Origin of the sequence: Burkholderia sp. 9777_1386 (assembly GCF_015712265.1) — a bacterium.
Taxonomy (GTDB): Bacteria; Pseudomonadota; Gammaproteobacteria; order Burkholderiales; family Burkholderiaceae; genus Burkholderia; species Burkholderia cenocepacia.
The window spans coordinates 129,633-142,990 of the sequence record NZ_JACCQB010000001.1 but is presented as its reverse complement, the minus strand read 5'-3'; the positions used below and the strand labels follow the sequence as shown (position 1 = coordinate 142,990).

The window sequence follows — 13,358 nt, the reverse complement described above, 5'->3', positions numbered from 1 at the left end:
GGCCGCCCCGCCGAAGCGTAACCCGAATGCGCGACGCCGATCAATCGACGTTCGATGCCGTCGCAACCGCTTCGTCAGCCACGCCGCAGTGCGCGATGCCGTCGCGCAACGCCGCTTCCGTCGCGGGGTCGATGAACCCGATGAACACCATCACGCCGTCGCCGTCGCGTGCGGTCAAGCCTTCGTCTTCCAGCGACGAAAACCGGATGCGCCGCGCGGCGACCTGACACGCGCGCGTGGCGATCGCCCCGTCTGCATCGGCCACGCGCACGATGCCCTTCGCGCGCAGGATCGTGCGTGGCAACGCCTTCAGCCATGCGCGCAGTCGCGCCTTGTCGAGCACGGCCCGCACGGTGACGGTGAGACTCGCGAACGCCGGCATCGCGTGATGCCCGATCGCCCGGTGCGAACGCGCGAGGTCGGTCGTCGCGCGACGATCGGGCACGGCCCCATCGAACAGCAACGCGAGCGGAATCTCGCCATGTCGTGCCGCAACGACGATGTCGGTCGACGCATGGGCGCGCACGTCGTCGAGCACCGCATCGCGCCGCTCGGGCGCCACGAGATCGAGCTTGGTCACGACGATCGCGCCCGCGCCGTCGAGCTGGCGCTGCGCCATCGCGCCGACCAGCGGGTCGGCCAGCGTGTCGCGCCACGCGAGCGCGTCGGCGACGACGAGCACCGACGTCAGCCGGAACGCACCGTTCAGCAGTCCGATCTGTGCGATCTTCGCGGGATCCGCCACGCCGCTCGCTTCGACGAGCAGCAGGTCGGGCCGCACGTCGCGCGTCGCGACGCGCGTCAGCGCATCGACGAGCGCGCCGCCGATCGTGCAGCAGATGCAGCCGTTGTCGAGTTCGATCACGTCGTCGCCGCGGGCTCGCACGAGACGCGCGTCGATGTTCACCGCACCGAAATCGTTGACGAGCACCGCGATGCGCCGGCCGTGCGGCGCCTGCAGGATAGCGTTGACGACCGTCGTCTTGCCCGCGCCGAGATAACCGCCGATCACCGCGAGGTCGATCGGCGTGCGAGCAGTCACCCCGGCTGCATCGGCGTGTGCATTCATCGCGGCGACCGGAACACGCGCCCGCCGAGCACGGTGCCCCACACCGCGAGTTCCTTGAGGCGGGCGGGCGCACACACCGACGGATCGTCGTCGAGCACCGCGAAATCCGCGAATTTGCCGACCTCGATGCTGCCGACGAGATGATCCATCCGCAACGTATAAGCCGCGCCGAGCGTGATCGCATGCAGCGCGTCGTCCACCGACAGCCGTTCGCCTTCGCCGAGCACGCGCCCGGACGCCGTCTCGCGCTGCACCGCGCACCACGCGGTGAACAGCGGGTTCAGCGGCGTGATCGGCGCATCCGAGTGCAGCGCGAACGGAATGCCGAGCCGCCGCGCGGAGCCGGCCGCGTCCATCCGGTTCGCGCGATCGGGGCCGATGGTCTGGCTGTAGTGCGCGTCGCCCCAGTAGTACAGGTGATTCGCGAAGAAGTTCACGCACATCCCGAGCGCGCGCACGCGCTTGAGCTGCGCGGCGTCCGCCATCTGGCAATGCTGCAGCGTATGGCGATGGTCGGGGCGCGGATGGCGGGCGAGCAGCGTCGTCATCGCATCGAGCACGACGTCGGTCGCCTCGTCGCCGTTGGTGTGCACGTGCAGTTGCAGCCCGGCGCGATGAAACGGCTCGAACACGTCGACGAGCTGCGCGGGCGGGATCAGCCACAGCCCGTTCGGTTGCCCGCCCGCGTAGCCGGGCCAGCGCACGCGCGCGGTGAAGCCCTGGATCGAGCCGTCGACGATGAACTTCACCGGCCCGACATGCAGCTTGTCGGTGTTGCGTTCGATCTCCGCGAGCACGCTGTCGACGGAGCGCGCCGGATTGCGCTGCGGCGCGAACGCCGGCACGATCCGCACCGGGTAGTCGGGATCGGCGGTCACCTCGTGCAGCGTGCGATTGCCGTCGGGCGACAGGTCGTTGACGAGATCCGTGGCCGTCGTCACGCCCGCGAGCTGCGCGACGCGCCCGAAATTCCAGACCGCGTGCGGCTTCTCGCTCGCGGAAATCGCGAGCTTGCCGCCGATCGTCTGATACACCGGCAGCATCGCCGCGAACTCCTGCAGCTCGCCGGTCGGGCGACCGTCGGCGTCGCGCGACACGCCATCGATGTCGGTATCCTCGTCGATGCCCGCACGCGCGAGCATCGCGCCGTTCACGTTCATCAGGTGCACACTCGCATGCAGGATCGCGATCGGCCGTGCCGCCGACACGCGATCGAGTTCGCGCACCGTCAGCCGCGCGGTACCGAAGAAGATCGGATCGAAACCCCATGCGAGCAGCGGACCGTCGTCGGTGATCGCGCGTTCGGCTTCCATGAGCCGGTCGAGCACCGAGTCGAGCGAGCGCAGGCCCGGCCACAGCGTGCCGTCGGGGCCGCGCCGGTCGTAGTAGCCGACGTACACGGCGTCCCACATCGCGCCTTCCATCAAATGACAGTGCCCTTCGACGAGCCCCGGCATCAACACCTTGTCGCGCAGCGTGTCGTCCGCCGCGCAGGCGCCGAAGCGCGTGGGCCATGCAGCCGCGTCGGCGGCGTCGCCGACCGCGAGAATGCGACCGTCGCGCACGGCGACGTGCGTGGCCGACGGTTGCGCCGGGTTCATCGTCAGGATGCGGCGCGCCGTGAAGATCGTCACGGGCGCGGCCGAAGTTGCGGATGCGTGCATGGGGCGCGTTTCTCCTTTGCGTCAGGATACGGCGTATTGCTTGACGGGGCGGCCATGCAGCATCGCATGCACGGCCACGACGACGAGCACGTTGACGGCGAGGCACACGAGCCCGAGGTTGATGCCGCCGAAATCGACATGGAACACGTAGAACACCATCGCGAGCACCTGGCCGCAGATCATCCCGGCGCCCACCGCGACCGGCCGCACCTGGCGCCGCGCGAGCAGGATCAGCACGCCCGGCAGGAACTGCGTGACGCCGTAGTACGTGGTGTTGATCAGCGTGAGCATCAGGTTCGGCGTGAGCAGCGTGGTCGCGATCGACAGCAGCAGGTAGCCGACGATCACGTATTTCGCCGCGCGCTTCTGGCGCGACTCGGGCAGGTTCGGCATCAGGTTGCGCGTGACGATCGGCCCGATCGCGAGGCAGATGCCGGCCAGCACCAGCAATCCCGACAGCGCGGCGCCGGCCGCGACGAGGCCGATCAGCCAGCCGGGCAACAGGTGCGTGACGGCCGCGAAGAACGCGTCGTTCGGCGACGCGAGCGTCAGGTTCGCGGTGATCGCGTAGTACGACGCGATCACGAGGAACGGATACATCAGCATGTACAGCGGCATCACGACCTGCGTGCGCCGGATCGCGTTCGGCCCGCGCGCGGTGAAGAAATTCTGCGCGGCGAACGGCATCAGGTAGAAACCGAGCGACTGGAACAGCATCGTGCTCATCGAGAAGCGCAGCTGCGAGCCGCTCATCGTGTTGCTGACCTGCCGGCTCGCGGCGTCGAACACCGGATGCACGCCGCCGACCTGCCACGCGACGGCGATGCCCGTCACGACGATCGCGAGCAGCATCAGGATGTCCTTCAGGATCGCGATATAGGCCGACGCGCGCACGCCGGAAATCGCGATGTACGTGAACGCCAGCGCCGCGCACACGAGGATCAGGTACAGCGGCTCGACGTGCCAGCCGAGCCCCTTGAGCGCCGCGACGAGCCCCGTGAACTGCAGTTGCCCCCACGGAATCAGGAACAGGATCGATGCGCACGCAACCACGAGTTCGAGCCCGCGGCTGCGATAGTGGCCCTTGAACAGATCGGGCAGCGTGATCGCGTTGTGGCGCTTGCCGGCCTCCCAGATCTTCGGGCCGACGAAATACCCGATCGGGTAGGCCAGCAGAATGTAGCCGAGGAACCACACGCCGTAGGTCGGGCCTTTCGCGTAGATGCCGCCGGGGAAGCCGACCATCGTGCCGATGCTGTAGATCTCGCCGGCGGTCAGGAAGAACACGAGCGCCGTGCCGAACTGGCGCGACGCGACGAAGAAGTCATGCACGCTCTGCTGGCCGCGGCCGCGGCCGGATCGAACGGCGAGATAGAGCGACAGCGCGATCAGCGCGGCGAAGACGACCGTTGACATGCGCACCTCTGCGAAAGGACGGAAAGCACGGGGTTCGCCGGAAAACGCGGGGAGCGGCCGGCGGACCACGACACGACGAGCGCTACGCTGCGCCGCCCGCGCGGCGGTCGAACAGCATCCAGCATGCAAACAGGCAGCCGGACGTCAGCACGAACCACGCGAAGATCCACATGAAGATGAACGGCACGCCCAGCACGTAGCGATCCTGCGCGGCCACCCACGGCAGCACGCCCATCACGCCGAGATACGGAATACCGATGCCGATCAGATACCTGAGCATGCGTGTCTCCTCGAATGCGGGTTCGTACGGAAAGCCGGTGCGCGGACGCGGCAGGCGGCGCCTGCGCGACATGCGGCGGCGAACCCAGTATTCGAAGACAAAAAAGCGCGCGATAGTGCCAGACGCGGGCAATCGCTTGGGCCAGCGACGGGCCGCCGGCGCGGCGCGGGAGCGATCGGCGGCACACCGCCACGGCAGGCCACCTCGGCCGGTGCGAGCCGCCGCGACGACGTCAGCCGTCGAACGGCACCCGTTCGTAGCTCGTGCTCCGGCCGCCGGACGACGATCGACGCAGCATGCCGCGCTCGACGAGCTCCGTGATGTCGCGCAGCGCCGTGTCTTGCGAACATTTCGCGAGGGCGGCCCACTTGGTGGTCGTCAGCTTCCCTTCGAAGCCGTCGAGCAGGCGATTCATGACCTTGATCTGGCGTTCGTTCATCGCGACGCCGGCGTATCGCTGCCAGAAACGCGCCTTGATCAGCACCGCGTCGAGCGTCGTGTGCGCGTGATCGATGGCCCGGCCCAGCGTATTCAGAAACCACGCGAGCCACTCGGTGACGTCGAGCGAGCCGCGTTGGGTGCGCTCCAGCACGTCGTAATACGCATTGCGCTCGCGCTGGATCTGCGCGGACAGGCTATAGAAACGCTGCGGACTGCGATCGGCGCGCGCCAGGACCAGATCGCCGAGCGCACGCGCGATACGACCATTGCCGTCGTCGAACGGGTGGAGCGTGACGAACCACAGATGGGCGAGCCCGGCCCGGATCAGCAACGGCTCGGCCGGCGGCGCATTGAGCCACGCGAGAAAGCGCCCGATCTCGTGCGTCAACCGCGCGGCCGGCGGCGCCTCGAAATGCACGCGCTGCCGGCCGATCGGCCCGGAAACCACCTGCATCGGCCCGCTCGCGTCCGAGCGCCAGCCGCCGACCGTGATCCGCGACAGCCCCGAATAGCCGGTCGGGAACAGCGCGGCATGCCATCCGAAGAGCCGCGCCTCGGTGACCGGCGCGGCCGAGTGGGTCGTCGCATCCAGCACCATGTCGACGACGCCTTCGACGTGGCGATCGACCGGCGCCAGCGCGCCGATGTCGACGCCGAGCCGGCGCGCGATCGACGACCGGACCGAGGCGACATTCAGGTTCTCGCCCTCGATCGCGCTGGTCTTGACGACGTCATCCGTGAGCGCGGCGAGGCTCGCTTCGTCGCGCAGCGCCAGGCCGATATCCGCCAGTCGCCCGGCCAGCATGCCTTGCGCACGGCTGACGTCGGCGAGCGGCGTGGCGAGGGCCGCGAGGTCGAAGCGCCATGCCGGCCAGTCGGCCGATTCCCAGATAAAGGTGTAATCTCCGCTCATCATGCGGAGATTATCCGCGCATTCACCGCATGACTCAACAATATCCGCATATTTTGCGGTGATTAACCACCCTATTCACCGCAACGCGGCCCGCTACCGTACCCGGCCTGCCCCGCTCGCCCCCGTCGGCGCCGGCTCCGCGAGCCGCTCCGCGAGAAAGCCGATGAACGTGCGCAGCGTGACGAACCCTTCCCGATGCTGCGGAAACACCGCATTGAGCGTGATGGGCGGCGGCACGTAGGCGTCGAGCACCGGCACGAGCGCGCCGCTGTCGAGCGCCGCGCCGACGATGAAGTGCGGCAGCAGCGCGATGCCGAGCCCCGCGATCGCCGCATCGCGCACCACTTCGCCGTTGTTCGCGACGAGCGGCCCCTGCACGTCGAACGTCCGCACCGCGCCGTCGACGCGGAATTCCCAGCCGACCCGCCGCTCGCGCCCGTACAGCACGCACGTGTGGCCAGCGAGATCGGCCGGCGTCTGCGGCGTGCCGTGCCGCTTCAGGTACGCGGGGCTCGCGCACGCGATCATCCGCCATGCACCCAGCGGCCGCGCGATCAGCGTCGAATCCTCGAGCGAGCCGATCCGCAGCACGAGGTCGAAGCCCTCGCCGATCAGGTCGACGCGCCGATCGGTCAGATCGAGGTTCAGCCGCACGGCCGGGTGCGCGGACAGGAATTCGGCGATCAGCGGCGACACGTGCGTGATCCCGAACGACAGCGGCGCGCTGATCTTCAGCGAACCATGCAGCTCGGTGCTGCGTACCGACATCGCCTGCTCGGCGTCGGCGATCTCCGCGAGGATGCGCTGCGCGCGCACGTAAAACTCCTGCCCCGATTCGGTCACCGCGAGATTGCGCGTATTCCGGTGCAGCAGCCGCACGCCGAGCGACGCCTCCAGCGCCATCGTGCGCCGGCTGACGAACTGCTTGGACAGCATCAGCTGGTCGGCCGCCGCCGTGAAGCTGCCCGCGTCGACGGTCGCGACGAAGATCCTCAGGTCGTTGAGTTCCATATTGTCCACTCCGTAGCGACAGTCATTATCTTCACGGCGATTTATTTGTCAAATCGATTGACCTAAGATTCATCTCAACGAACGGCCGGGCCCACTTCCGAGGTCCGGCGACTTAAGGAAAAAATCATGATCGAAATCCGTGCAGCAAACCAACGTGGCCGTGCGGAGCATGGCTGGCTCAGTTCCCGTCATACGTTTTCGTTCGCGAATTACTACGATCCGAAGCAAGTCGGCTTCTCCGACCTGCTCGTGATCAACGACGACCGGGTCGCCCCGGGCCGCGGCTTCGGCACGCACCCGCACCGCGACATGGAAATCCTGTCGTACGTGCTCGACGGCGCGCTCGAACACAAGGACTCGATGGGCACCGGTTCGGTGATCGTGCCGGGCGACGTGCAACTGATGAGCGCGGGCACGGGCGTGCGCCACAGCGAGTTCAACCACTCGCCGGACGCGCCGGTCCACTTCCTGCAGATCTGGGTCGGGCCGGCCGAAAAGGGTGCCGAGCCGCGTTATCAGCAGACGAATGTCGCGGCCGACGACAAGCGCGGCAAGCTCGCGCTCGTGGTATCGCCGAACGGTGACGCCGGTTCGCTGAAGATCCGGCAGGACACCCGGATTTACGCGGGCCTGTTCGATGGCGACGAAAGCACTACGCTGGAACTGGATCCGAGCCGTTTTGCTTACGTGCACGTGGCACGCGGCAGCGTGACGGTCAACGGCGTGACGCTCGGCGAAGGCGACGGCGCGCGCATCCGCGGCGAACAGGCGCTGACGATCGCCGACGGCAAGGATGCCGAAGTGCTGGTGTTCGACCTGCGTCCGGTCGAAGTGACGGCCGAATGGGCGTGACGCCCGTTCGGGAAACCGGGCCCCGCTGAGTGCGGGGCCCTTTTAATCGGAGATTCGCAACATGGCCAAGGTTCTCGTTCTTTACTACTCGTCCTACGGGCACGTCGAAACGATGGCGCAGCACATCGTGGAGGGCGCGAAATCGGTGCCCGGCGTCGAGGTCACGCTCAAGCGCGTGCCGGAAACGATCCCCGTCGACCAGGCCCGCGCGATCGGCGTGAAGGTCGACCAGGCCGCGCCGGTCGCCACGGTGGACGAACTCGCCGACTACGATGCGATCATCTTCGGCACGCCGACCCGCTTCGGCAACATGGCCGGCCAGATGCGCACGTTCCTCGACCAGACCGGCGGCCTGTGGATGAAAGGCGCGCTCGTCGGCAAGATCGGCAGCGTGTTCGCGTCGACCGGCACGCAGCACGGCGGCCAGGAAACGACGATCACGTCGTTCCATACGACGCTGCTGCATCACGGGATGGTGATCGTGGGCGTGCCGTATGCGTGCAGCGGCCTCGTCAACATGAACGAAATCACCGGCGGCACGCCGTACGGCGCGACCACGCTCGCCGGTGCGGACGGCAGCCGCCAGCCGAGCGCGAACGAGCTCGACATCGCGCGCTACCAGGGCAAGCACGTGGCGGAACTCGCGAACAAGCTCGCGTCGTAACGCGGCGGCCTCGCGGCGCCCCTTTCCGTCGCGCTGCAGTTCGCAGATGAACGAACGGCGCCGGTTCGACCGGCGCCGTTCGTCCTGTGCAACGCGTTCAGCCGTTACTGGCCCGAAGCCGGCACGGCCGGCGCCGCCTTCGTCGCGGGCGCCTGCTGCACGGCGTTCTGCGGATAGTTGCTCTGGTCGTTGGTCAGCCGGTAACCGCTGCCGGTGCCGATCGCCTTCAGGTCCGACGCGTGCCGCGCGCGGGCCGCCTTGCGCGCCGCTTTCTTCTGCGCCTTGTCGAGCTGCTTCTGCGCCGGCGCGGACGCCGGGTCCTGCGCATAAGCCGCCGGCGCGGCGGTCAACGACAGACCGAACGACACCGCTACTGCTACTGCCACCGAAACCACGCGAGACTGCTTCATGGCCGGATCTCCTTGTCGATTGTTGAATGTGGATCGGACACCAGTGCGCACGCGACGGCTTGCGACAAACGGCGCCGATGCAACGTTAGCCGATCGCTACGCAAATGTCCCCGCGGATTCCTGAATTCTCCTGATAACGCCTACGATACATGCGCGCCGTATGCGCCGTCCTTTCGGCCTGTCGTGCGCGCCATCAGGGAAACCGATACCCCGCGGCCGGCCGGCGCCCTCAGATCCAGCGCGACAGCACCGGCAGCAGGATCGGCACGACGAATGCCGTCAGCACGCCGTTCAAGCCCATCCCGAGCCCCGCGAACGCGCCGGCTTCCTCGCTGACCTGGAACGCGCGCGCGGTGCCGATCCCGTGCGACGCGACGCCGAGTGCGAAACCGCGCACGGCCGGCTCGTCGATCCGCAGCAGATTGAGAATCCCGCGTGCGCACACCGCGCCGAAGATCCCGGTCGAGATCACCAGCACGGCCGTGAGCGACGGAATGCCGCCGATCTCGGCGGCGACGGCCATCGCGATCGGCGTCGTCGCCGATTTCGGCGCGAGCGACGCGATCGTCTGGTGCGACGCTCCGAACAGCGCGGCGATGCCGACCGCCGACACGATCGCGGTCAGCGAGCCCGCGAGCAGGCCGACGAGCAGCGGCAGCGCGGTACGCCGCAGCTTCGACCACTGGCGGTACAGCGGCAGCGCGAGCGCGACGGTCGCCGGGCCGAGCAGGAAGTGGACGAACTGCGCGCCTTCGAAATACGTCGGATACGGCGTATGCGTGAGCGTCAGCAGCACGACGATCACCGCGACCGCGATCAGCACCGGATTCGCCAGCGGATTGAAACGTGCCCGCGCATAGACGGCCTGTGCGAACAGATACGCGACCAGCGTGATCGTCAGGCCAAGCAACGGGCTCGCGGCGAGATAGACCCAGATCGCGCCGAGCTTCGGGAAGGCCGTCATTGCGCGCCCTCCGCGGTGTCGCCCGCGCGGCGCTGGCGCCGCAGCAGCGCGCGCGTGACGAGCGCCGTCACCGCGATCGCGAGCGTGGTGCTGACGGCCAGCGCGACGACGACCGCGACCGCGTCGCCGCGCACGCGGTCGGCCGACACCATGATGCCGACGCCGGCCGGCACGAACAGCAGCGACAGGTGACGCAGCAGCTCGAGCGCGGTCGGCTCGATCGCATCGGCCACCTGCGGGCGCAGCATCACGAAGCCGAACAGCAACAGCATGCCGATCACCGGGCCCGGCACCGGCAGGCCGAACAGATAGGACACGCCTTCCCCGAGACACTGGAAGATCAGCAAGACCGCGAACGCCTGCAACATGAACCGCTTCTCCCGAACGTGGCCGCGCGACCGTGCGGCCAGTGAGCCGGCGGCGTGCGACGCCGGCGTGAACGATACGCGCGATCGTACCAACAATGACGGCGGCGCGGGCCTTCGCGGTCGCCCGATTTCGCGATCGCCATTCCACCGTTGCGCGCGACACGCTGCGGGCAGCGATGAAACGCCCACATACGGAAAAACGGCGGGCAGATGCCCGCCGTCCCGCCGTTCAGGTTCGAACGACCACCGGTCGCGTTACTTCAACCGCGTCGCGATTTCGTTGGCCATCGCCTTCGTCGCGGCCTTCGTCGGCGCATCGTCGGCCAGCGCGTTCAGCAAGCCGAAATCGTGGATCGTGCCGTCGTAGCGCGTGGTCGTCGCCTCCACGCCGGCCGCGTCGAGCTTGCGGCCGTACGCTTCGCCTTCGTCACGCAGCACGTCGAACTGCGCGACCTGGATCAGCGCGGGCGGCAAGCCCTTCAACTGCGCGATGCTCGCGCGCAGCGGCGACGCATAGATCTCGTTGCGTTGCGCTTCGTTCTTCGTATAGGCGTCCCAGAACCACTTCATCATCGGCCGCGTCAGGAAGTGGCCCTGCTGATACGCGTTGTACGAACCGGTGTTGAAGTCGTGGTCCGTGACCGGCCACATCAGCCCCTGGAAGCGGATCGCGGGACCGCCCTTGTCCTTCGCCATCAGCGCGACGACAGCCGACATGTTCCCGCCGACGCTGTTGCCGACCACCGCGAGGCGGCTGCCGTCGACGCCGATCTCCGCGCCGTGCGCGGCCACCCACTTGGTCGCCGCATACGCCTGGTTGATCGCGACCGGGTAACGCGCTTCCGGCGACGGCGTGTAGTTCACGAACACCGCGACAGCGCCCGACTGCACGACGAGATCGCGCACGAGCCGCTCGTGCGTCGGAAAATCGCCGAGCACCCAGCCGCCACCGTGGATGAACACGAATACCGGCGGCGTACCCGTCACGCCTTGCGGGCGCACGATCGTGACCGGCACCGACAGGCCGTCCTGCTCGATCGTGCGGTTCGACACGTCGATGCCGGACAGATCGACCTTCACGCCGTTTTGCGCGTCGACCAGCACCTGGCGCGCCTTCGCGGGGCTCAGCGTTTCGAGACCCGGGCCCTTCTGGCCGTTCAGCGCGGCGAGAAACGCGCTCGTCTTCGTATCGGGACGGACGGCGTCGGCGCCCGCGGCGAACGCGGCAGGTGCGGTGGACAGCGCGGCTGCAACGGCGGCGGCGATCAGCAGCGGCTTGACGATCTTCATGGTGCAACTCCTTGGTTGATGCTTCGAATGGCGATGAATGTTCGGTACTGCGATCGATCAGACGAGCGTGAGCGTGACGTCGATGTTGCCGCGCGTCGCGTTCGAGTACGGGCAGACGACGTGCGCGCGGTCGATCAGCGTTTGCGCGATATCGCGATCGAGGCCGGGCAGCGAGATCTTCAGTTCGACTTCGATACCGAACCCGTTCGGGATCGCGCCGATGCCGACGCTGCCCTCGATCGCCGCGTCCGCGGGGATCGCGATCTTGTCGCGCGCCGCGACGAACTTCATCGCGCCGATGAAGCACGCGCTATAGCCGGCGGCGAACAGTTGCTCGGGGTTCGCGCCCGCCCCGCCCGCGCCGCCGAGTTCGCGCGGCGTGGTCAGCTTCAGGTCCAGACCGCTTTCGGGCACCGTCGCACGGCCGTCACGGCCGCCGGTGGCTTTTGCATGGGCGCGGTACAGCACTTTTTCGATCGACATGACAGACTCCTTTTTCAGCAAATGAATGAAACAGCCTTCGAACCGGGGACCGCGTGCCGGCGGGTTCTCGCCGACATCGCGTTATTTATCTACCCATAGATAGACAAATATCCCCAAAAAAATGCAGATGGTCGATCCACCTGCGCCAGTCATCTATCTACTACATGATAGATAACGAGATCCAATAAAAGGCGGCGAGCCGCCTGACTGCTGGCGCCGTCCGTCAGGACCGCGTTTTCCAGACGGCCTCGACATCCTCGAGACGCGCCCGCGTGTGAAACAGCCGGCTGGCCAGCACGCTGCCCTGGAACGCCGCGTACAACGTGCGCGCCGCCGTGTCGGGCTCGCCGCTGAACTGCAGCGTGCCTTCCTTCGCGCCTTGCGCCAGCAATTCCGCGAGCCAGCGCTCGTTGGCGCTGAAGAACGCCTGCACGGCCTGCCGCACGTTGTCCGGCAACGTCTCGATGTCGGCCGCGAGCATCCCGCACAGGCAGATCAGGTGGCCGTCGCCGAGCGTGCGGCCGAACATCTTCGTGTACAGGCTCAGCTTCACGTCGGCCGGCAACGCCGGATCGATCGCCCGCATGGCCGCGAGGACTTCGTCGCTATAAGCCGCCACCGCTTCCAGCACGAGATCGTCCTTCGACGGGAAGTAATAGTGGATGCTCGACGTCTTCACGCCCACCAGGTCGGACAGGTCTCGATAGCTGAAGCCGTTGTAACCGCGCTGCATCATCAGCGTGATCGCGTGGTCGAGAATCTGTTCGCGGACGGTCGGTTTCGTTTCCATGGGTCGAACTTTATCTACTCATAGATAGATAGTCAAGCACTTTTTTACGGCCCCGGCGGGATGCGTGTCGATGGCTGCCGGTGGGCCGTGTCCCGCGCAAATCGGGTCCGGGCCGCGCCCTTCCGCTCACTGCGGCTTCAACATCCGCCGAATGATCGTCCGCAGCATCGCGCGATGCGCGCGCGGCTTGAATCCCGGCTCGAACACGACGCGCCCGACCGCCCCTTCCGCCAGCGCGAGTAGCCAGGTCGCGACGAGATCCGGCTTCAGGCTCCCGTCGATCCGCCCTTGCGCGACACCCCGCTTGATCAGCGCGACCATGCGCCCCTTCACCTGCGCCTCGTTCGCCGCGAACAACGCGGCGACGTCGGGATTGCGCGTCGCCTCCGCCGCGGTCTCGACGCAGATGCGCGCATAGACGGGATCGCTCGACAATTCCATCAACGTCAGTGCGATCTCCTCGATCGCGGCCAGCGCATCGTCGGCATCCGCATGCTTCGCGAACAGCTCGGCCATCTCGCGCTGGTCGTCCTGCGCGATCGCCTCGATGATCGCCGCCTTGGTCGGGAAATAGTGAAACAGGTTGCCCGGGCTCATCCCGGCCGCCTTGCAGATCGCGGCCGTGGACGTCGCATGGAAGCCGTCGCGCGCAAAACAGTCGATCGCGGCATCCAGGATCTGGCGCCGCTTCGCTTCCACTCTTTCAGGATCGATCTTTCTCAACGGGAACTCCGTGCTCGACG

General features: G+C 67.4%; 15 protein-coding genes. 2 read left to right on the top strand and 13 right to left on the bottom strand.

Annotation, left to right across the window (positions count from 1 at the left end):
• Nucleotides 1-40: 40 nt before the first annotated feature.
• The 6 genes from H0X91_RS00570 to H0X91_RS00545 all read right to left on the bottom strand — a co-directional run bounded on the left by H0X91_RS00570 (nucleotide 41) and on the right by H0X91_RS00545 (nucleotide 6,794).
• Nucleotides 41-1,069 carry a CobW family GTP-binding protein gene (locus H0X91_RS00570; RefSeq protein WP_196432702.1) on the bottom strand — a complete coding sequence of 343 codons (1,029 nt, stop codon included), beginning with the start codon at nucleotides 1,067-1,069 and terminating at the stop codon, nucleotides 41-43.
• Nucleotides 1,066-2,733 carry an amidohydrolase gene (locus H0X91_RS00565; RefSeq protein WP_196432701.1) on the bottom strand — a complete coding sequence of 556 codons (1,668 nt, stop codon included), beginning with the start codon at nucleotides 2,731-2,733 and terminating at the stop codon, nucleotides 1,066-1,068. Before H0X91_RS00565 ends, H0X91_RS00570 begins: the two co-directional genes overlap by 4 nt.
• A gap of 21 nt (nucleotides 2,734-2,754) precedes the next feature.
• Complete coding sequence (locus tag H0X91_RS00560) at nucleotides 2,755-4,149, bottom strand: sodium:solute symporter family protein (RefSeq protein WP_058903814.1); 1,395 nt, start codon at nucleotides 4,147-4,149, stop codon at nucleotides 2,755-2,757.
• Nucleotides 4,150-4,231: 82 nt separating this feature from the next.
• Nucleotides 4,232-4,429, bottom strand: coding sequence for a DUF3311 domain-containing protein (locus H0X91_RS00555; RefSeq protein ID WP_006490947.1), 198 nt, complete (start codon nucleotides 4,427-4,429; stop codon nucleotides 4,232-4,234).
• Between the two features lie 232 nt (nucleotides 4,430-4,661).
• The gene (locus tag H0X91_RS00550; RefSeq protein ID WP_012493668.1) at nucleotides 4,662-5,786 is read right to left on the bottom strand and encodes a Fic family protein; all 1,125 of its coding nucleotides are present in this window, start codon (nucleotides 5,784-5,786) and stop codon (nucleotides 4,662-4,664) included.
• Between the two features lie 90 nt (nucleotides 5,787-5,876).
• Nucleotides 5,877-6,794, bottom strand: coding sequence for a LysR family transcriptional regulator (locus H0X91_RS00545; RefSeq protein WP_034203896.1), 918 nt, complete (start codon nucleotides 6,792-6,794; stop codon nucleotides 5,877-5,879).
• Nucleotides 6,795-6,920: 126 nt separating this feature from the next.
• Between H0X91_RS00545 and H0X91_RS00540 the strand changes: the two genes are divergently transcribed.
• Both H0X91_RS00540 and wrbA read left to right on the top strand, forming a co-directional pair.
• Nucleotides 6,921-7,646 carry a pirin family protein gene (locus tag H0X91_RS00540; RefSeq protein ID WP_006490939.1) on the top strand — a complete coding sequence of 242 codons (726 nt, stop codon included), beginning with the start codon at nucleotides 6,921-6,923 and terminating at the stop codon, nucleotides 7,644-7,646.
• Nucleotides 7,647-7,707: 61 nt separating this feature from the next.
• Complete coding sequence (gene wrbA / locus H0X91_RS00535; RefSeq protein WP_006490964.1) at nucleotides 7,708-8,310, top strand: NAD(P)H:quinone oxidoreductase; 603 nt, start codon at nucleotides 7,708-7,710, stop codon at nucleotides 8,308-8,310.
• Nucleotides 8,311-8,414: 104 nt separating this feature from the next.
• Here wrbA and H0X91_RS00530 read toward each other — a convergent pair whose 3' ends face one another.
• The 7 genes from H0X91_RS00530 to H0X91_RS00500 form a co-directional block, all read right to left on the bottom strand.
• The gene (locus H0X91_RS00530) at nucleotides 8,415-8,720 is read right to left on the bottom strand and encodes a hypothetical protein (protein ID WP_034203895.1); all 306 of its coding nucleotides are present in this window, start codon (nucleotides 8,718-8,720) and stop codon (nucleotides 8,415-8,417) included.
• A gap of 229 nt (nucleotides 8,721-8,949) precedes the next feature.
• Complete coding sequence (locus tag H0X91_RS00525; RefSeq protein WP_006490940.1) at nucleotides 8,950-9,684, bottom strand: LrgB family protein; 735 nt, start codon at nucleotides 9,682-9,684, stop codon at nucleotides 8,950-8,952.
• Nucleotides 9,681-10,052 (bottom strand): CidA/LrgA family protein, encoded by a 372-nt coding sequence (locus H0X91_RS00520; protein ID WP_048988614.1) that lies wholly within the window; start codon nucleotides 10,050-10,052, stop codon nucleotides 9,681-9,683. The genes H0X91_RS00525 and H0X91_RS00520 overlap by 4 nt, the downstream gene beginning before the upstream one ends.
• 255 nt (nucleotides 10,053-10,307) lie before the next feature.
• Nucleotides 10,308-11,342 carry an alpha/beta hydrolase gene (locus tag H0X91_RS00515; RefSeq protein ID WP_006490920.1) on the bottom strand — a complete coding sequence of 345 codons (1,035 nt, stop codon included), beginning with the start codon at nucleotides 11,340-11,342 and terminating at the stop codon, nucleotides 10,308-10,310.
• A gap of 57 nt (nucleotides 11,343-11,399) precedes the next feature.
• Nucleotides 11,400-11,825: an organic hydroperoxide resistance protein gene (locus H0X91_RS00510; RefSeq protein ID WP_006481042.1), complete on the bottom strand. Its 426-nt coding sequence runs from the start codon at nucleotides 11,823-11,825 to the stop codon at nucleotides 11,400-11,402.
• A 223-nt stretch (nucleotides 11,826-12,048) separates the two neighbouring features.
• Nucleotides 12,049-12,615 (bottom strand): TetR/AcrR family transcriptional regulator, encoded by a 567-nt coding sequence (locus H0X91_RS00505; protein ID WP_006490955.1) that lies wholly within the window; start codon nucleotides 12,613-12,615, stop codon nucleotides 12,049-12,051.
• A 126-nt stretch (nucleotides 12,616-12,741) separates the two neighbouring features.
• Nucleotides 12,742-13,338, bottom strand: a complete 597-nt coding sequence (locus H0X91_RS00500; RefSeq protein WP_006490952.1) for a TetR/AcrR family transcriptional regulator — start codon at nucleotides 13,336-13,338, stop codon at nucleotides 12,742-12,744.
• Nucleotides 13,339-13,358: the final 20 nt, after the last annotated feature.

Excerpts from the sequence above, each read along its gene's own strand:
- wrbA (WP_006490964.1), top strand. The coding sequence starts at position 7,708 with ATGGCCAAGGTTCTCGTTCTTTACTACTCGTCCTACGGGCACGTCGAA.
- H0X91_RS00520 (WP_048988614.1), bottom strand. The coding sequence starts at position 10,052 with ATGTTGCAGGCGTTCGCGGTCTTGCTGATCTTCCAGTGTCTCGGGGAA.
- H0X91_RS00530 (WP_034203895.1), bottom strand. The coding sequence starts at position 8,720 with ATGAAGCAGTCTCGCGTGGTTTCGGTGGCAGTAGCAGTAGCGGTGTCG.
- H0X91_RS00550 (WP_012493668.1), bottom strand. The coding sequence starts at position 5,786 with ATGATGAGCGGAGATTACACCTTTATCTGGGAATCGGCCGACTGGCCG.
- H0X91_RS00540 (WP_006490939.1), top strand. The coding sequence starts at position 6,921 with ATGATCGAAATCCGTGCAGCAAACCAACGTGGCCGTGCGGAGCATGGC.
- H0X91_RS00560 (WP_058903814.1), bottom strand. The coding sequence starts at position 4,149 with ATGTCAACGGTCGTCTTCGCCGCGCTGATCGCGCTGTCGCTCTATCTC.
- H0X91_RS00525 (WP_006490940.1), bottom strand. The coding sequence starts at position 9,684 with ATGACGGCCTTCCCGAAGCTCGGCGCGATCTGGGTCTATCTCGCCGCG.
- H0X91_RS00510 (WP_006481042.1), bottom strand. The coding sequence starts at position 11,825 with ATGTCGATCGAAAAAGTGCTGTACCGCGCCCATGCAAAAGCCACCGGC.
- H0X91_RS00565 (WP_196432701.1), bottom strand. The coding sequence starts at position 2,733 with ATGCACGCATCCGCAACTTCGGCCGCGCCCGTGACGATCTTCACGGCG.
- H0X91_RS00555 (WP_006490947.1), bottom strand. The coding sequence starts at position 4,429 with ATGCTCAGGTATCTGATCGGCATCGGTATTCCGTATCTCGGCGTGATG.
- H0X91_RS00505 (WP_006490955.1), bottom strand. The coding sequence starts at position 12,615 with ATGGAAACGAAACCGACCGTCCGCGAACAGATTCTCGACCACGCGATC.
- H0X91_RS00545 (WP_034203896.1), bottom strand. The coding sequence starts at position 6,794 with ATGGAACTCAACGACCTGAGGATCTTCGTCGCGACCGTCGACGCGGGC.
- H0X91_RS00570 (WP_196432702.1), bottom strand. The coding sequence starts at position 1,069 with ATGAATGCACACGCCGATGCAGCCGGGGTGACTGCTCGCACGCCGATC.
- H0X91_RS00515 (WP_006490920.1), bottom strand. The coding sequence starts at position 11,342 with ATGAAGATCGTCAAGCCGCTGCTGATCGCCGCCGCCGTTGCAGCCGCG.